This window comes from Nocardia canadensis (assembly GCF_032656385.1).
Classification (GTDB): Bacteria; Actinomycetota; Actinomycetes; order Mycobacteriales; family Mycobacteriaceae; genus Nocardia; species Nocardia canadensis.
In genome coordinates this window covers 1,412,065-1,428,275 of sequence record NZ_JAVCWB010000008.1, presented here as the reverse complement: position 1 = coordinate 1,428,275, position 16,211 = coordinate 1,412,065, and the positions used below count along the sequence as shown (strand labels likewise).

The window sequence follows — 16,211 nt, the reverse complement described above, 5'->3', positions numbered from 1 at the left end:
CTCGCGTCTACGAGATACCGCGACCCTTTCCGCGCAACGTCCCGGCGAACTCGCTGACCTGCGTCCGGAGTCGGATCCGAAGTCTCGGCAACGATTTTCGCCGGGGCGTGCCCGGCCTGCGGGTCACACAGCGACCGATTCGCCGATCTCCTCCTCGATCGCCGCGGGCGTGACCGGCTTCGGCGCGATGCGCGCCTCGTGGCGGCCCGCGACCACGACGAGCACGACGCCGACGGCGAGCCACGCGAACAGACCGAGCAAACGCGCCCCGAACCCGGCGGCGGCGTCGAAGTACAGCAGCGTGCGGAGGCCCTCGACGAAGTCGGCGCCGTTCCAGAACGAGTGCAGCGCACCGAAGAACCCGTTCTGCAGCTGCGGTCCGTAGACGCCGCCGGAGGTGGTGAAGTTCAGCATCACGAACAGGGTGATGAGCGCGAGCGTCGTCCAGCGCTTCAGGAAGGTGTGCAACCCGATCCCGATCAGGATGATCCCCGCGCTGTAGAGCCAGGCGACCCCGAACACCGCCGCGTAGTCGTGGTCGACGACCCCGAACACCGGGCCCGCGACGAGAATCCCGATCAGGCTCACCACGAACGCCGTCACCACACCGATCGCGGCGCGCACCCGCATCCGCAGCATCGCGCCCGCCGCCCCGATCACCGCGACACTGCCGTAGGCGCCCACGCTCAACGCGACCAGCAGAAAGAACAGGCCCTGCCCGGTCGGATCGCCGTCGGCCTTCGCGGTCACATCGGTGACGACCAGCGGCACGCCCTGATGATCGGACACCCGCCGGAATGCCACCTCGGCGGCCATCGCGGTGGTGTCGGAGCCTGCCGTGGCGACGAGCAGTTCCGGACGCCGCTCGTCGGGCACGTAGGCGCCGGTGAGGTCGCGATTGCCCAGCGCCTCGATCGCCGCGTCCCGGGTGGGCACGGTGATGATGTCGACGCCGTCACCCGCCTTGTCCTTCATCGTCTGCGCCAGCACCATCGCCTGCGGTGACTCGCCGACCACGGCCAGTTCGAGATGGTTCGGCGTCGGCTGGTGGAACGCGCCGAGATACGCGAACGCCATACCGAGGCACATCAGCAACGGAGTCAGCAGATGTCCGGCGACATGCCGGAGCTGGGTGGTGGTCATCGACGGAGATCTCCAAACAGTTGGTAAATGCAACTTTGATTGTTGTAGCATACAACTATGAATGCGCCCGACACAAGAACCGCCGCCGTGGACGCCATCCAGCGCGAGCTCACCGCCTTCGCCCGCCGCGCGCGTGGCCGCGCCGCCGAGCTGCACCCCGAACTGAGTCTGGTCGCCTACAGCATCCTCGATCTGATCCTGGAGCGTGGCGGGTGTCAGGCCACCGATCTGGCCGAGCAGTTCCTGCTCGACAAGTCGACCGTCAGCAGGCAGGTCGGCGCGCTCGAGCGGCTCGGCTACCTCACCCGCGAGGTCGACCCCGGCAACCGGCGCAATCACCTCCTGCACGCCACCGAGTCCGGCCGGATCGTCGCGCGCGAGGCCGAGCGCCGCCGCCGCGAGGCCTTCACCGAGCGTTTCGCCGACTGGACCGACGCGGACGTCACGGCGCTGGCGACCCTGCTCACCCGCTACAACCGGGGCGACTGAACGCACCCCGCCGTCGGCGCCGGAATCGCTCCGACCAGCCCGATCGGGCATCCCGCTGGCTATTGCGCGGGTCACCACCGCCGACGGGCGATGGCGCGGTGCGGCCCGCGAGTCGGTATAGTCGCCGCGGATGAGTAGTGACACCACCCACCCTGCGCAGCAGCCTTCCCCACGCCCGATCAATCGAGCATGGTGGCTGGTGCCGGTGTTGCTCACCGTGGTCTCGATCGCGTGCGTGCGCATCCCACTCTGGCCGTTCGAGCAGTACTCCGGCGGTTTCATCGACCTGCAGGTGTACCGCCTCGGCATCGAGGCCATGCGCGACGGCGCCGACATGTACGGCCAGCTGCCCAAGACCTCCATCGGGATCGGTCTGCCGTTCATCTACCCGCCGTTCGCCGCCATCGCGCTCGCGCCGTTCGCGCTGCTGCCCTGGGGTGCGGCGAAGATCCTCTATGTGGTGGCCTCGGTCGCCGCGCTCGGCTGGACGCTGTTCCTCGTCGCCCGCCGCTACCACCGCGACAACCGTCAGGCCGCGCTGCTGGTGACCGCGTGCGCGCTGCCCGCCGCGATGCTGCTGGAACCGGTGCGCTCGACCATCGACTTCGGTCAGGTCAACTTGCTGCTGATGGTGCTCGTCGCCACCGACTGCCTGCTGCCCAAGACCCGCTATCCGCGCGGCATGCTGATCGGCCTGGCCGCCGCCATCAAGCTGACGCCCGCCGCGTTCGTGCTGTTCTTCCTGGTCCGCAAGGACTACAAGGCCGCGGCCACCGCCGCCGCCACCGGCGCCGTCGCCACCATCGCCTCGTTCGCGCTGCTGCCCGGTGAATCCACCCGCTACTGGTTCGGCGGCCTCGGCAACGTCTCTGGCCTGAGCGGCTCGGCGTTCCACACCAACCAGTCCATCCAGGCCGTGCTGGCTCGCCTGCACGTCACCGGGCTGCCGTTCGACGCGCTCTGGCTGGTCCTGGGTGGCCTGCTGCTGGTCCTCGTCGTCGCCGCCATGCGCAAGGCCGCCGACGCCCCCGCGATCGCGCTGGCCCTCAACGCGGTTTTCACACTGCTGCTCTCGCCGATCTCGTGGTCGCACCACTGGGTGTGGATCGCGCCCGCGCTGCTGGCCATCGTCTGCCACGCGCGCACTCTGCCGATCGCCAGCGCAGGCGGCTGGTACGCCACGGCCGTCGTGGTGGCCGCGGTGTTCGTCATCGCGCCGCACAGCTTCCTGCCCGACGGCGAACACCGCGAGACCTCGTGGGCGTGGTGGCAGCACGTCGTCGGTGACACCTATGTGTGGCTCGCGGTCGGGCTCGTCGTGCTGTTCCTGGTCACCGGCCGCCACACCGCCGCCGCGAAGGCGACGGAGCCCACCGTCGTCGAGGAACCCGCGCGCGCCCGCTGAGTCGCGCGAAGGCCGTGGAGGTCCGGGTCGCCCAGCATTCTGCCGCGGCACCCGGCGGACCTGTCCCGCCGCCTGGGGTCGTCCGATCGGCGCCTGGGCCCGTGCGCAGATCGTCGTCATGCGTCTTGAACCGGGCACCCGCGCCCTGTGCGAGGTCGTCGGCGAACCCATGGCAACCGCTGACGACGCCACACGATGTTCGAATCCATCGCCGGCGTCCGCCGGTGCTACGACCTCGGCGCGGGTCACCGCCTCCTCGGCGTCGTTTCTCGACCCGGCCGACGGCACCGACACGGCCCCGGCTTCTTCACGTCGCGCCGCGCCGTCCTGTTCGACCTGGCCGACTCGTCGCCCTCCGAGTCGCCGCAGCGCCGTGGACGGACCGCCTCCCCGCGGTCACGGCCGAACCGGTCGATCCCACGCCGGGAACCGGCTCGCCGGCCCGCCCCGACGGCATCGTCGCCTGGGCTACCGAAACTCCGCCCGCCGCCCTCATCCGCTGGCTCCGCCGACGGCGTGAGGCCCGGACGTCCGCCGACGTCCGAGCCCCACGTGGAAACCGTTGCCAGACAGCCCTGATCGGCTCACACGGCGTCGAACGCGGCCGCCTTGGCCTGGATGTAGGCGACGTAGCGCACGGTGAACACCATCGGCACCGCGAACGTCAGCGCGTGCGCGAGTGTGCGGGGCCAGGTGTCGGCGTGCGCGAGCAGCGCCAGCAGCACCGCACCGACCGCGAAGCTCGCCGTCCACACCGCGGTCAGCACATACCCGGTCCGCACGAACAGCGGCTCCTCCCAGACCTCCTGCGGGGTGGTCTGTTTCGCGATCCCGAGGGTGAAAGGCATCCCGACCGCGAGCGAGACACCAGCGATCAGTGCCAGCGCGGTGTGCGAGAGCGCGGGGGAGTAGGCGTGCAGTCCGGTGTCGGGGTCGCCGAACGCCAGCACGGTCAGCCCCACGAAGAACGCCAGCGTCCCGACCTCGATGATCAGCGCGTCGAACCCGGCCCCGCTCCGCCTGCGGCCCACCACCTCGGCGAGCGCCAGGCCTGCGGCGACGAGCGCCGCCCACGCCCAGTACTGGCCGGGAACGAGCGCGTAGACGATCCACGGGGCGAAGGTGCGCAGGTAGGACATGGTGGCTCCCTGAGTACGCGGTAGACGCGACATTCCAATTCAGACAGGTCGAAATTAGACGTTCCTATTCAGACATGTCAAGAGTGGAAGGTAAGATGATGGGCATGAGCCTCCGTCACGCCCTGCTCGGCCTGCTCGCCGACCGCCCCGCCAGCGGCTACGACCTGATCCACCGCTTCAAGGAATCCCTCGCCAACGTCTGGCCCGCCACTCAGAGTCAGATCTACACCGAACTCACCAAGCTCGCCGACGCCGGAGAGATCACCGTCTCCGACGAGGGCCCCCGCGGCCGCAAGGAATACACGATCACCCCCGCCGGCCTCGCCGACCTCCGCCACTGGCTCACCGAGGTCGCCCCCAAACCGATCACCCGCAACGAAACCCTCCTGCGCGTCTTCTTCCTCGACGCCCTCACCCCCGCCGAAGCGATCACCTACCTCACCACCCTCGAGTCCCGCTCCGCCGCCGCCCTCGCCGAACTCCTCACCCTGGAATCCGCCATCGACTGGACCGCCAACCCCTTCTCCACCAACGGCCACATCGCCCTCGAGTGGGGCAAGCGCTTCTACCGCATGAACCAGGAGTGGGCCGAGTGGGCAAAACAGCAGGTCACCTAGGCGATTTGGTTTCCGACACCGCGTCGGATAATCTTTTGGCACACCAGCAAGTCCGGGTGGCGGAATGGCAGACGCGCTAGCTTGAGGTGCTAGTGCCCGTATTAGGGCGTGGGGGTTCAAGTCCCCCTCCGGACACAGTAGGTACGCCAACATTGGGTTGAGGATTCAACCCAGCTGTGACTACAGCATTCTCGTGATCATAGGTCAGTTCCAATCCGAGTTCTCGGTAGACCTCGAGCTTGTCCCCGGGTTCGGCAGCCCGTAGCACTGCTAGCATCCCACCCAGCTCGTCCACGATCCGGCGGATCTCCGCCCGGCTGAGCGGCGAGACAGCGACTGGGGCGGGTGTCGCAGCCATCTGGGAAGCCAAGTGCGTTCGCTCGCGATACACGTCGCTACTCCACGCAGCTACCATCGCCGGGTCGGCCCCGGCTTCTAGGGCGGCGCGGTGGCGCGCCAGTTTCCGGTCGCATTCGGCGATGGCTTGGCGCAGCGGGTGCGTTGCCACCCCAGGATCTGGTTGTGCGATCTCGAGCTGCGTCAGGGTGTGTTCGACGCGTTCGGGGGCGAAGATCTCGGCGAGCCACTCGTCCAGGGGGCCGATGAGGAGGTGCTCCTTGAGAAAGACGTTCGTCGGGTGTTCGAGACGGTTCGCGACAGCGTATTCGCGGGGATAGCGGCAGCGGTAGACCGCCGCGTCGTGAAACCAGTTGCCCTGCATCTTGCGCCCGCAACTGTGGTGTGATGAGTCCCTTGAAGGCGTAAGGGTGGGTCCTACGGGTCATCGGACGTGGCGACCGGGGGCCTCGTGAGGTGAAGCGCGCCTGTACCTGATCGAAGGTCTCCTTGCTGATGATCGCATCGTGAACGGGCTGCTCGGAGTACACCCACTCGGATTTGGCGTTCCATGACAGGCGGGAGCTCGGTGAGACGCCGTAGGCGCGGGCGACGGCGGCTTGGCTGCGGCCTTCGACGACGACGGCGGTGATGACCAGGCGGGCCTTCGACATGGTCGGTGACCTTGCCTGGTGTTTCCCATGACCCGAGACATGTGTTTCCTATGTCCTGAAACCAGACACTCGGCGGGGCACATCGAAGATGGGAACGGGGAGGACCTGCGGTTTTTGCGTGGCCAGTTGAGGATCGAAGCTGACTATCGGCTGTAGACGGGCCCGGCGCCGACCAGGAGACGCCCGAACCGCTGAGTGGGGGTCAGGGGTTCGAGTCCCCTTAGCTCCACAGAAATAGCAGGTCAGGCCCGGTCATCGACCCGGCCTGACCTGTTTTTTGTGTCGGTCCCCCCGTTTACCCCCCGTTTTGCTTCTGAATTCTGTTGGGCCGGTGGTGCGGCCGACGCGGTCGTGCACCAGTCGGCAGCGGGCCGTGTCCGGGGCCGCGCTAGTGATCGCCCGCGCGCCGCGGCCGACCACACCGGCACCGCGTAGTCAGCACGGAAGCATCGAACCGCGACTACTGGGCCGCACGGGTGTCTTGGTCAGCCCGCTGTGCCTCGGCACGATGACGTTCGGATCCTGGGGCAACAACGATCCCGACGCCTCGATCGACATCATCCATCGAGCGCTCTACGCGGCTGTCGCAGTCCTTCGCGTCGACATCGCGGAGGTCGGCGTCGACGGCCTGCTCATCTCATGCGTTCCTGAAGTGCATCGAAGAAGGTGGCCACCGTAGCCTTTGCATCACTTCGAACAAGTTCTTGCCCGCCGAATCGGCAGACCTCGTAGCCCGCAAGTCTCAGCCGACGATCTTCGATCATCATCGTGGCGTAACGCGATGGGTCAGCTATGCCGCGGTCGTCTGCATAATGCTGGCGGCCGTCGAGCTCGATCACAACGCGCTGACGATCGCTGAACAACAGCAGGAAGTCCATCCGTTGCCTCGCCAGAGGCCCGGTCTTGGTACCTCTTTGGCGGAGCGTGTAGGGGTCGTAGTGGAGGTAGACCTGTGGGATCAATGCTGGAATGCCGAACCCGAACTTCGCATACCGCTCACTGTAGGTGGTGAAGATCAGTCGCTCTGCGTCGTTTCCGGCGAGGCTCGCGCTCAGTCGGCGGTGCAGCGACAGTCCCACCGTCCGGTCGTCTTGATCTCCTAGACCTTCACGGACCCTCCACCATTCGATCAGATGCCGGAAGGTCAACCCTTCCGCAGGAAGGGACTGGTCGTAGACGAGGCAGTGTTCGGCGTTCTTGACAATCTGAATGTCGTTGTTGACTGCATCGCGTAGTACGAGCTCCGGCTTGGGGCCATTCGCCGCGAAGATGAGGTTCTTGACTGGCGCCCCTACTCCACCACCTCTGTCGTATTCGGCCAGCAGTGCAGGCAGCACCTCGGTGCCCGCATAGCCGTCCGCCACAATCCGGCGGGCCAGGCCGATCAGTTGGGGAAGCGCCCACTCATCGGTGTAAGCCTGGATGAGGCCTCGCTTGGAGTAGGAGAGGCCCGATGGTGAATCATCCTGTGTCCAGGACAACTTCAGCTCATCCGCCAGCACCACCTCCAGTTCTACGCGGGTGAACCCCATGAGCGCCGCCTCGATTGCCGCCCGAACAGTCCGTAGCGAGACGGTTACCCTGCGCGGAACGGGGGGAGGTGCGAGGGCCTCCGAATAAGACTTCCAGTCCATCACCCCCTCATTGTCGCTGCACTGTCCGACACGACTCGGGGCTCAGGCAAACGCGCGACGTCCGACGGCCGAGTTCCCACGTCAGCCCGCAGGTCGTCAGACTGTCGACGCCCGCCCCGATCGATCCCCTCGTCGCCGACCCCCGGCTTTCCCAGAGCACAAGCGAGCCCGAGGTAGCTGTCGCAGGTTCGTGCCCTCGGCGGGGCACAACAAAGATGGGAATGGGAACGACCTGCGGTTTTCGCGTGGTCGTTGAGGATCGAAGCTGACTATTGGGTGTAGACATGCCCGGCCTCGACCAGGGACATGCCTGAACTGCTGAGTGGGGGTCCCCACCGACAAGTCTCCGGAATCACCGGGGCGGCTCGAAACCTCTATCGCGATGTCTGATCTAGCTGTTCGAGCACCGGGCCCACCAGCAGCTCCGGGCTGGTCTCCAGCAGCCAGTGCCCGGCGCCCTTCAATTCGACACTGCGGTAAGGGCCGTCGACCCATTCTCCGTTGCTCTCACAGGTGCGACGAGTCAGCGCTGGGCTGGTGCCCCAGATGTACATGGCCGGTACCGAGACTCTGGCAATGGCCGCCATGTCTTCGACGGGAACCAGATGCCAGGCGATAGCGGGGATCAGCACCTCCTCGGTGCCGATGCGAGCGACCGTCGCCTCCATCACTTCATCGGGCATGCCTGAATTCAGCAGGAAAGTGCGCAGACCGGCCGCGCCGTCGGCGAGCAGCTCGCGCGCGGCGGGGCCAGGTGGGCTCATGGCTTCCAGCCGTTCCCATGCCTCGGTCTGGTCCGGATCCCCTGCAATACCGTGTGCAAATGCTGCTGGATGCGGAAAGACCAGCGCCGTCAACGATATGACGCGCTCTGGTGCCGCCGCGCCGACCGCCCAGGACTGCAACCCGCCCATGCCGAATCCGATCACATCGAAGCGGTCGAGGCCGAGCGCATCCGCAATGCCCAGCACGTCGGCGACATAGTTGGGCACTGTGTAAGTCTCCAGGGCCGGACGTGCGCCAGGGGAGTAGCCGCGCTGGTCGAAGGCGATGAGACGGATGCCGGAATCTGCGAGCAGAGTACCCAGCCCCTCCCAGCTGACCGCGCCCTGCGGGAAGCCGTGCAATGCGAGCAGTGGGCAACCGTCGGCCGGACCCCATGCCCGCATATCGAAGGTCAGCCCAGTCGGGGTGGTTATTTGCCAGCGGTCGGTCATGAGGTCCTCTTCTATAGCCAATTCGGATCGAGACCGGAGGCTACTCGAGGGTTCGCCCAACATCTTCGGGGAATACTCACCCAGCCATCGGCGTGCTTCATGGGTTCCACAAACTCGCTGGTCATTATCTTCGCGCAGCTGGTCGGGCGGAGAGGGTGTGGCGGCAGGTAGCGGTCAACCGGTGCGATCATGGCATGATCAGTATGTTGAACCACAGGAAACCGCCGCTCGAGTTCTCGCTTTCGCGAGAGAGTAACCGCGCTCCGCGCTGTAGCGTCGAACCCGCGCGCGAGGTACGGATCGTGCTGAGGCAGTGGAGAACTCGGTAGGCAGGACCGAAATGTCGAACAATATGACCTCTGATCCGACGGATCAGGACTTGACCGTCGTGAGGTTCGCGGTGCGACTCGCACTGTGCGACGAGAACCCGGCCGCACGCACGATCGTCAATGGCGAAGATACCTTGTGTGGACCCGCGGTTCTGACGTCGTCAGCCGTACTATCAAGGCTTCCCGCGCCCAGCTTGCCGTGCAGCGAATCGACAATTTCACCGCAGCAGAAGTCGCACTTCGTCCAACCTTGATCTTTTTCGGGAATTCCTCGCCGCACCTTTTTCGGCGGCGACGCGATGAATTGCCTCGACGTCCGTCCAACGCGACTGCGGAGAGCTCGCCGACCCGTATCACATCCATTTTGCTTCTCTTTCAATTGTGGAGGATTCGTGTTTTCAGTATTTCGGGCTAGCGGTCCATGCTCAGTTCTGCTAGCTCTGGCTCTAGTGGCACCCGGGTCCGCATCAGCGCAGCCGATATTCAATGAGTACGTTGCACTTGGTGATTCGTGGGCGGCGGACTTCACCCTGAATCCCACACTCGTCACCGATGAATTCGTATCCGCGGGTTGCGGGCAGAGCCGTCGGAGCTATGCCAAACAGGTGGCATCGGCACTGGCGGTACCGGTATTCCGGGACGCCGCGTGCTCCGGGGCCAAAACCGAGGCCATGACCGAGGTCCAGGCCGAGGTGCCACCGGCCGGAAACCCACCGCAATTCGATCGGTTGACACCCGCCACCGACCTGGTGACTCTGCTCATCGGTGGAAACGACATCGGACTGGCGGAGGCGGTCTCCGGGTGTCTGACCTCGGATCCGGCGGTTTCGCCGTGCACGGCGGCCATTGCCGCCACCGGTACAGACAAGATCGCGGACGCGATCGGAAGGGCCGAACCCGCGGTCATCGCGGTGATCGCTGGAATCCGGGAACGGTCGCCGCGGGCACGGATACTGCTGCTGAACTACTTCCAGAGCGTCGGCGCGGGCGGTGGATGCTATCCGGAGATCCCCATCGCCGACGCCGACGCGCGATGGCTGGGGGAGAAGGTGATTGCGTTGAATGCCATGCTCGCGCGCGTGGCGACGACCACCGAGGTGCAGCTCGTCGACACGTACGAAGCGAGCACCGGACACGATGTGTGCCAGCCCCCGGGCGTACGTTGGACCGAGGGCCTGATTCCGTTCAGCAGCACACCGAATGGCCCAGCCGCGCCGTTCCATCCAAACCAGCTCGGTGCGGATTACCAGGCGAGAACCGTGCTCGCAGCACTCGGTCGGTAGCCTCGCTACCCCGGCGGATCCGGTCGGGCGTTTCGACCCGGGCGGTGCGAATGGGCGTCTTCCTCACGTCTTCTTGCGCTCCCCGCTGACGACCCTCTCCGGGACGATCTCCGATCGCTGAACGTGCGCTGCCGCAGAGCTTCGAGAAGGAGGCTCGTGCCACCTTCGACACTATCGGGCAAGGTGCTGAGATTCGGCCAGTGGGAGCAATATGTTTCGGTGAAGCTCACCGAATCGCTTGTGCTGCAAGATATTTCACCATCAATCGGTTCGGTAGAGGATTCCTACGACAATGCCCTCGCCGAATTGATCATCGGCTTGTTCAAGACCGAGGTCGTGCGCCGAAACGGCCCGTTCAAGACCATGTCCGAGGTCGAGTACGCGCTGATGGAATGGTGCGACTGGTACAACAACGCCCGCCTGCACTCACGGCTCGACTACCTGCGTCCGGCCGAGTACGAGGCAGCCTACTACCCTCAACTACCGCCACGCCGACCGGCACTGGTCTGAAACCGAAGCCGGTCCCGAACCCGCGACGGTTCAGGCCTCGCTCCTTTTCAGAGTCGGGGTCCTCGGCCAGGCGCGATTCGATCAGAGGCATCGCCGCACTGTCTGTCCGGTGAGTTTCTGCGGCCAGGTCATCGACGCGCCAAGGGCCGGGGGGCTCGTCGAAGACGAGTCTGCGAACTCGGTCGATACCGACGATCCGCCCGAATCACCAAGTGCATAGCGGCTCAACCGGTATTGACCTGTCCGACCTGCTGCCGGTCAAGCGAATGCATCCAAGGATTCGAGGAATCCAGGCAGGTTGTCGTTGTGTATGTCGTGGCCGGCATCGGCGATGAGGTCAACCTGGAAACCACGTCGAGCGAGCTCGGCAGCGGTCGTCGGCTTCACGGTGGAGTCGATTGTGGCTATCTGCAGCAAGGCGTGCCCGGGCGCTCGAGTCGGGCGGAAGTCGATTCCACGGAAGGCCTTCAGTCCTTCCAAGAGGTCGAGATCGAGGCAAACGGTGGCGTCCAGCGCGAGGGCTACTGCTTGCTCGGTCCAACGTGGGTGAGCTGACCGGAGGCTTTCGGCAGTGAGGGAAGGCAGAACGGCTCGCACAGTGTCGAAGAAGTCCGGTGGCTTGATGTCCTGGTCGAATCCAGGTTCACTGAGGATCAGATTGCGGGGGCGAAGCCGGTCAGCAGCGAGGGAAAGGAACAATCCCCCCAGTGAATGCCCGATGGCAAGGTCTGCGTCCACGGGCAGGGTCTCGATGAGGTCGCCCACGTATGCCTCGGGATTATCGTACCGGCCGCGGGGGCTGCGGCCGTGGCCACGTAGATCCGGTGCGACAACTCTGTACCCTCGGGCTACCAGTTCCGGAGCCACTGTGGTCCAGGTTCGGCTGTCCGAGGTGCCACCGTGAATCAACAGCGCAAGTCTGTCCCCCTGGCCCCAGGTTCGGGTGTACAACTTCATTCTGCGTTCTCCTCGGAAATCATCATCGATCGGTGCGCGATCGGCGCTACCGGCAAATAGGGGTCGGCCACGAGTAGCCGGTGTCCGACAAGGGGATTTGCGCGCTGTGGTACGGCCCCTCGACCCACTGTTTCTCTGGTCCGGCGGGTCGATGCTGGACTGGTACCCGTGGCAGTCGGCCGCGTCATAGCGCCATGCGGGAATCCGTGCAGCGCCGGTTGCGGACCTCCGCGCCTGGGATACCCTGCAGGCAGATGGACGTCGAGACCCGTGTCTGTGGAGATCTGGCACTTGTCGGACATACCGTCGCACTCCTCATTTCTTCGTCGACTGGGGAGGCTAACGGCGCGTTCTTTCGACGTCTTCGTGCAATCGGAAGAGGATTGGGTGCTCCCGCTTTGACATTCCCGAAATCCTGGCATCCGCCGGCGAGAATCGAATGCTGTCAGGAGACCTCGGGTGCGATCCGGCTGCCGATCACCGAGCGCACCAGCCCTGAGAATGTCCGAGGGTCGGCGCCGGTGAGCTCATGCCAGCGAGTCAGGCGATACGAAACGGAATTCGGATGCATGCGAAGCGTTTTCGCGGCGCGTGCCAGGGAGAACCCGGAATCAGCGTAGACGAGCACGGCCGTGGCCAGCTCAGGATGGGTCCGCCGCACCTGCTGCACCCGGTCGAAGAGCGGCGCCAGCTGGGCTTGGGTGTCCAATAGCGATGCCTCCAGCCATCCGTCCTCGAACCTGACCGTCGGCTCATGCCAAGCTTGGGCAGCCCGCAGTGCCCGTTCGGCGTCTGTGGTGCTGGTATGTGCGCCGTCGAGACCCGGGCGAAGCAGGCCGATGCCGAATGGCACGTCGGCTCCGCTGATCGATTGAGCGGTACGGACGGCCGCCTCGATGTCGGTGTTCTGCCCGAGGACCACCAAGACAGTGCCACGGACACCGCATGCGACCACCCCGGGGAGCCTGCGCGCAGACCGCTGCAGGCTCTCGATTTCGGTTTCCGGCCACTGGGCGCGTGGGGAGCAGAGTGCCTGAAACTCGCCGTTGACGTCGAAGGCCAGCATGCGTGCCATCTCGGCTAGCTGTTCTGGACGATCATGGCTGCCCAGTTCGGCGAAGAACTGTTGACGGACGCGGGACTCGCGAGCCTGCCGGGTGGGACCTTCGTCAACGAAGGCATCGACCACTGTCGCGGTCATGGCCTCGGTCCAGAGTGTCAGCGGTTCCACCAGCCCGATCAGTGCCTCGTCGGTCGCCTCCGGTGCGTGCTGCAGTGCCGCCCACAGGGCACGGTTGCCGATGTGGAACGAGCGGAGCACGTCATAGGCGGAGACGCCGAGATGGGCACGCCGACGGGCGGCCCGTCGCGCGAACTGGAGGTGTTCGGCGACTGGCCCTCGCCCCTGGGCGACGTTGTCCAGAATCATGTGGGTGAATTCGCGGAGGGTTCGGCGATGTTCGCTCTCCGGGATATTCGCGTACGACGGAAGTTCTGCCCGGATGTGGGCGGCCAGGTCGGGGTCATTCTCGTCGAGGCGATGAGCAACGGCGGCACACAAGATTCCGGTGGTACTGCTGTCGAACGTCATGGACGGCAGCCTATACCTGGGAAAACGATGTCGCCGCCGTATACTCGCTCCCCTTCGCAACAGCCGGTTTCCTCCGCTGCCTATCGACCGGTACTGCCGAGTATCACTCCGCGTCACCGCGCACCGGCGAAATCACGGGGTAGCTCGGTAAGAGTCCGGGCATTCGCCAGGGACTCCGCAGACCTGGCTGCCTACTCTTGCCCGAACGTCGATGTGGCGCGCTTCATACCGACGAGCGAATCCGCTGAGCCGCTCTTCTTCGTCTGCGAAACAGCATTCGAAGCAGAAATCCACGGCAGTGGAGCTTGTTCGGGAACTCAATGCACGAATGGTAGGTGCTCATGACCACACACACTGATCCCGAGGGTACAGCTCTGGACCGGGAGAAACCATCTCGCCGCCGGGCGTGGGCGATGACTTCATTGCTCCTGGTTCTCACCCTCATCAACTTTGCCGATCAGGTCGTTTTCGGCATCATCGCCCAGCCCCTTGCCGAAGAGCTCGGCCTCAGTGCCTCCGGCTTGGGTCTGGTCGGTAGCCTGTTCTATCTGGCGCTGACGGCGGGAAGCCTGTGCGCGGGCGTATTGGAACGGTGGCTCGCTCTACGGTGGGCTCTGGTGGTGCTGGCGATCATCTGGGCCCTCACAACCCTTCCGCTGGTCGTCTCGGCGAGCTTCGCCACGCTGATTCTGAGCAGGGTGTTGCTTGGTCTGGCGGAGGGTCCGAGCGTCTCTCTGATCTTCACCGGTACCTATTCGTGGCATCGCCCCGCCGAGCGTGGCATCGTCGGTGCGGTACTGACCGGCTCCGCGGCATGTGCGCAGTTCGCGATCATTCCGGTGTTGGCCTGGGTGACGGTGGCGTGGGGGTGGCGCACTGCGCTGCTGTGTTTGTCCGTCGGCGCAATTCTCTGGTGCCTGGTATGGCTGGCAAAGTGGGAGCAAGGGCCCTATCTGACCGAGCGGGTCGAGTCCGTGGGGAGCGATGTTTCGGCACCTGCCGTTTCCGCATCTGTGCCTTGGCGCGAGATCTTCTTCACCCGGACGTTCATCAGCTGCGCGTTCCTGTGCTTCAGTGTCTTCGCACTCGGCTCGGCAGTGCTCACCTGGATGCCGTCCTACCTCGAAGTCGGCCTCGGTTACAGCCGACTGCAGGCCGGTGCCCTGTCCGGTATCCCCAGTATCGTCGGCTTGTTCATTATGCTCGGCACCTCGGCCGTCAGCGATCGGTTGGCCGTTCAAGGCCGCAGCATCCGTTTCGTTCGGATCGTCCTTCCGACAGTCGGCGTGATTGTCAGCGGACTGATACTGGTTGCCTTGCCACTGGTCGCGGTTCCGATCGTCGTGGTAGCGGCCGTTTCGTTCGCCTACGGCCTGAAGCTCACATGTTTGCCGCTGGTCCAAGCCGCCATCGCGGAACTCTGCCCGCCGAGCCAGACTGCGGGCACGCTCGGCACGTTGGTCGGCATCTTCACACTGGGCGGGTTCGTCGCGCCCTACGCCACCGGACGCATCGTCGAGGCCGCGGCCAGCCCGGCGGCCGGCTACGCCGCCGCCTTCCAGATCTTCGGCGTTGTCGCCGTCGTCGCGGGATGCGTGGCCATCGCACTGGCCGATCCTGACCGTGACCGGGCGCGCCCGGTTGCTTCCGAAGAAATGGCTCCCGAAGTTCGTCCCACTGTAGAAGAGAGTGAATAGATGAGGAAATTCGTCACTGCCGCGGCAGTAGTCGCGACATCCGTTGCCCTGGCCGCCGGAGGAGCCCATGCCTCGCCCGGCACCGATACCGTCGGCTTCACGGCTTCGGTCACCCCGGAGGGGACCGTCATCGTTGCCGACGCCGGCACCGTAGCCGTAGAAGACGGTGCATTGAAGCTCAAGGCGGCCAACGGCACCGTGCTGGCCGGAACCGAGTTGTCTTTCCGGGTAGACGACTTCGTATTTCCAATCGCTGCGGAGATCAAGGATCGCACCGCGACCTTGCGGCCGTTGTTCGATATCGCGCATGCCGAATATCGTCCGGTGGCATTGCCGTTCGAGAATCAGGCTCCGTTCAAATCCGAATATGAACGGGAGCAAGCCGCCTGGAATCGCATGGTTTCGACGATCAGTATGGGTGCCGCTATCGGTGCCACCGTCGGCAGCCTCGGTGGAGCGGCGGTGGGTTGCGTACTGGGCGGAATAGCCGGCGCCACGGTGGCTTCCGCCACCATTATCGGTTTGTTCGGTCCATTCATTCCGGCTGCTGCGGTCGGCTGCATCGGCGGTGTGCTCGCGATCGGTGCGATCGGTGTCGTTGCGGGTCAGCTCCTGGTTACCGCGCCCGTTGCGGTGATGGCTGCGGTGCAGTACTTCACGACGATCAACGCACCGGCGCCCGGAAAATAGCTTCGGACCTGTCGGGATTCCGGCACTGGAGTGCAGAATGCCTCGTCCTCGGGCGGGGCATTCTGGCCCCTGCGTGCATACGCCGAGCAGCGTCATTCCGTTCGTATGGGCGTGCTCGGCTCAGGCCGTCACCGGCTGACCAGGCGGAGTGGCCGGCGGCGAAGTGGCCCAACGTTCTGGTCGGCGTGGACACCTCGGTTCTGCGCGGTTCCGGCATTGCTTACCTACCGATCGTTCGGTAGATTCGAAGGGGAAGTGAGGTGCAGGCATGGACGAGGTCTCTCTGGCCGAAGGCGCGGTGACGCCGCACGGTCGTCGTGACGTTTCCCTGGTCGGTGGGGTGAACGGCGGTCGGCGACCGATGATGTTCGCGGGTGCGGTGACCACCGGCATCGGGCCTCGAATGTTCGAGACCGGACTCGTCGCTGTCGAAGGTGTCCACGTCGGCGGTACTTCGGGGTCGTGCGGCTACAGCCACCGAGCAGGGCCCCGGTAGCGGC

The 16,211-nt window shown here is 65.2% G+C and carries 15 protein-coding genes and 1 tRNA gene; 10 read left to right on the top strand and 6 right to left on the bottom strand.

What is annotated here, in order from left to right:
* Positions 1–123: 123 nt before the first annotated feature.
* The gene (locus tag Q7X29_RS20475) at positions 124–1,143 is read right to left on the bottom strand and encodes an ABC-2 transporter permease (RefSeq protein ID WP_316575094.1); all 1,020 of its coding nucleotides are present in this window, start codon (positions 1,141–1,143) and stop codon (positions 124–126) included.
* Positions 1,144–1,200: 57 nt separating this feature from the next.
* Here Q7X29_RS20475 and Q7X29_RS20470 point away from each other — a divergent pair, with 57 nt between their 5' ends.
* Entirely contained in the window at positions 1,201–1,632 is a 432-nt protein-coding gene (locus tag Q7X29_RS20470) for a MarR family winged helix-turn-helix transcriptional regulator (protein ID WP_218716150.1), read from the top strand.
* A gap of 130 nt (positions 1,633–1,762) precedes the next feature.
* Positions 1,763–3,037: a glycosyltransferase 87 family protein gene (locus Q7X29_RS20465; protein ID WP_255586693.1), complete on the top strand. Its 1,275-nt coding sequence runs from the start codon at positions 1,763–1,765 to the stop codon at positions 3,035–3,037.
* A gap of 584 nt (positions 3,038–3,621) precedes the next feature.
* Here Q7X29_RS20465 and Q7X29_RS20460 read toward each other — a convergent pair.
* Entirely contained in the window at positions 3,622–4,176 is a 555-nt protein-coding gene (locus Q7X29_RS20460) for a hypothetical protein (RefSeq protein ID WP_316575093.1), read from the bottom strand.
* 104 nt (positions 4,177–4,280) lie between these two features.
* On the opposite strand from Q7X29_RS20460, the gene Q7X29_RS20455 reads away from it, so the two are divergent.
* The 3 genes from Q7X29_RS20455 (at position 4,281) to Q7X29_RS20445 (ending at position 5,538) form a co-directional block, all read left to right on the top strand.
* Positions 4,281–4,793: a PadR family transcriptional regulator gene (locus Q7X29_RS20455; RefSeq protein WP_316575092.1), complete on the top strand. Its 513-nt coding sequence runs from the start codon at positions 4,281–4,283 to the stop codon at positions 4,791–4,793.
* 50 nt (positions 4,794–4,843) lie between these two features.
* Positions 4,844–4,928 (top strand) — tRNA-Leu (locus Q7X29_RS20450).
* A 313-nt stretch (positions 4,929–5,241) separates the two neighbouring features.
* Positions 5,242–5,538, top strand: a complete 297-nt coding sequence (locus Q7X29_RS20445; protein WP_316575091.1) for a hypothetical protein — start codon at positions 5,242–5,244, stop codon at positions 5,536–5,538.
* An 897-nt stretch (positions 5,539–6,435) separates the two neighbouring features.
* Here the strand turns inward: Q7X29_RS20445 and Q7X29_RS20440 are convergent.
* Together Q7X29_RS20440 and Q7X29_RS20435 are read right to left on the bottom strand one after the other, a co-directional pair.
* The gene (locus tag Q7X29_RS20440) at positions 6,436–7,437 is read right to left on the bottom strand and encodes a hypothetical protein (RefSeq protein WP_316575090.1); all 1,002 of its coding nucleotides are present in this window, start codon (positions 7,435–7,437) and stop codon (positions 6,436–6,438) included.
* A gap of 374 nt (positions 7,438–7,811) precedes the next feature.
* Positions 7,812–8,654: an alpha/beta fold hydrolase gene (locus Q7X29_RS20435; protein ID WP_316575089.1), complete on the bottom strand. Its 843-nt coding sequence runs from the start codon at positions 8,652–8,654 to the stop codon at positions 7,812–7,814.
* 628 nt (positions 8,655–9,282) lie between these two features.
* Between Q7X29_RS20435 and Q7X29_RS20430 the strand changes: the two genes are divergently transcribed.
* On the top strand, positions 9,283–10,266 hold the full coding sequence (locus tag Q7X29_RS20430) for an SGNH/GDSL hydrolase family protein (RefSeq protein WP_316575088.1): 984 nt from the start codon (positions 9,283–9,285) through the stop codon (positions 10,264–10,266).
* A 156-nt stretch (positions 10,267–10,422) separates the two neighbouring features.
* The gene (locus Q7X29_RS20425) at positions 10,423–10,776 is read left to right on the top strand and encodes an integrase core domain-containing protein (RefSeq protein ID WP_316575087.1); all 354 of its coding nucleotides are present in this window, start codon (positions 10,423–10,425) and stop codon (positions 10,774–10,776) included.
* Between the two features lie 258 nt (positions 10,777–11,034).
* On the opposite strand, the gene Q7X29_RS20420 is transcribed toward Q7X29_RS20425, so the two are convergent.
* Both Q7X29_RS20420 and Q7X29_RS20415 read right to left on the bottom strand, forming a co-directional pair.
* Entirely contained in the window at positions 11,035–11,733 is a 699-nt protein-coding gene (locus tag Q7X29_RS20420) for an alpha/beta fold hydrolase (RefSeq protein WP_316575086.1), read from the bottom strand.
* A gap of 445 nt (positions 11,734–12,178) precedes the next feature.
* The gene (locus tag Q7X29_RS20415; protein ID WP_316575085.1) at positions 12,179–13,324 is read right to left on the bottom strand and encodes a PucR family transcriptional regulator; all 1,146 of its coding nucleotides are present in this window, start codon (positions 13,322–13,324) and stop codon (positions 12,179–12,181) included.
* 413 nt (positions 13,325–13,737) lie between these two features.
* On the opposite strand from Q7X29_RS20415, the gene Q7X29_RS20410 reads away from it, so the two are divergent.
* From Q7X29_RS20410 to Q7X29_RS20400, 3 genes are all read left to right on the top strand, one after another.
* Entirely contained in the window at positions 13,738–15,021 is a 1,284-nt protein-coding gene (locus Q7X29_RS20410; RefSeq protein WP_316575084.1) for an MFS transporter, read from the top strand.
* Complete coding sequence (locus Q7X29_RS20405) at positions 15,022–15,711, top strand: hypothetical protein (RefSeq protein ID WP_316575083.1); 690 nt, start codon at positions 15,022–15,024, stop codon at positions 15,709–15,711.
* A gap of 268 nt (positions 15,712–15,979) precedes the next feature.
* The gene (locus tag Q7X29_RS20400; RefSeq protein ID WP_316575082.1) at positions 15,980–16,207 is read left to right on the top strand and encodes a hypothetical protein; all 228 of its coding nucleotides are present in this window, start codon (positions 15,980–15,982) and stop codon (positions 16,205–16,207) included.
* The last annotated feature ends 4 nt before the right edge of the window (positions 16,208–16,211 follow it).

Excerpts from the sequence above, each read along its gene's own strand:
- Q7X29_RS20465 (WP_255586693.1), top strand. The coding sequence starts at position 1,763 with ATGAGTAGTGACACCACCCACCCTGCGCAGCAGCCTTCCCCACGCCCG.
- Q7X29_RS20415 (WP_316575085.1), bottom strand. The coding sequence starts at position 13,324 with ATGACGTTCGACAGCAGTACCACCGGAATCTTGTGTGCCGCCGTTGCT.
- Q7X29_RS20440 (WP_316575090.1), bottom strand. The coding sequence starts at position 7,437 with ATGGACTGGAAGTCTTATTCGGAGGCCCTCGCACCTCCCCCCGTTCCG.
- Q7X29_RS20435 (WP_316575089.1), bottom strand. The coding sequence starts at position 8,654 with ATGACCGACCGCTGGCAAATAACCACCCCGACTGGGCTGACCTTCGAT.
- Q7X29_RS20475 (WP_316575094.1), bottom strand. The coding sequence starts at position 1,143 with ATGACCACCACCCAGCTCCGGCATGTCGCCGGACATCTGCTGACTCCG.
- Q7X29_RS20420 (WP_316575086.1), bottom strand. The coding sequence starts at position 11,733 with ATGAAGTTGTACACCCGAACCTGGGGCCAGGGGGACAGACTTGCGCTG.
- Q7X29_RS20410 (WP_316575084.1), top strand. The coding sequence starts at position 13,738 with ATGACTTCATTGCTCCTGGTTCTCACCCTCATCAACTTTGCCGATCAG.
- Q7X29_RS20405 (WP_316575083.1), top strand. The coding sequence starts at position 15,022 with ATGAGGAAATTCGTCACTGCCGCGGCAGTAGTCGCGACATCCGTTGCC.
- Q7X29_RS20455 (WP_316575092.1), top strand. The coding sequence starts at position 4,281 with ATGAGCCTCCGTCACGCCCTGCTCGGCCTGCTCGCCGACCGCCCCGCC.
- Q7X29_RS20430 (WP_316575088.1), top strand. The coding sequence starts at position 9,283 with ATGAATTGCCTCGACGTCCGTCCAACGCGACTGCGGAGAGCTCGCCGA.
- Q7X29_RS20460 (WP_316575093.1), bottom strand. The coding sequence starts at position 4,176 with ATGTCCTACCTGCGCACCTTCGCCCCGTGGATCGTCTACGCGCTCGTT.
- Q7X29_RS20400 (WP_316575082.1), top strand. The coding sequence starts at position 15,980 with ATGGACGAGGTCTCTCTGGCCGAAGGCGCGGTGACGCCGCACGGTCGT.
- Q7X29_RS20470 (WP_218716150.1), top strand. The coding sequence starts at position 1,201 with ATGAATGCGCCCGACACAAGAACCGCCGCCGTGGACGCCATCCAGCGC.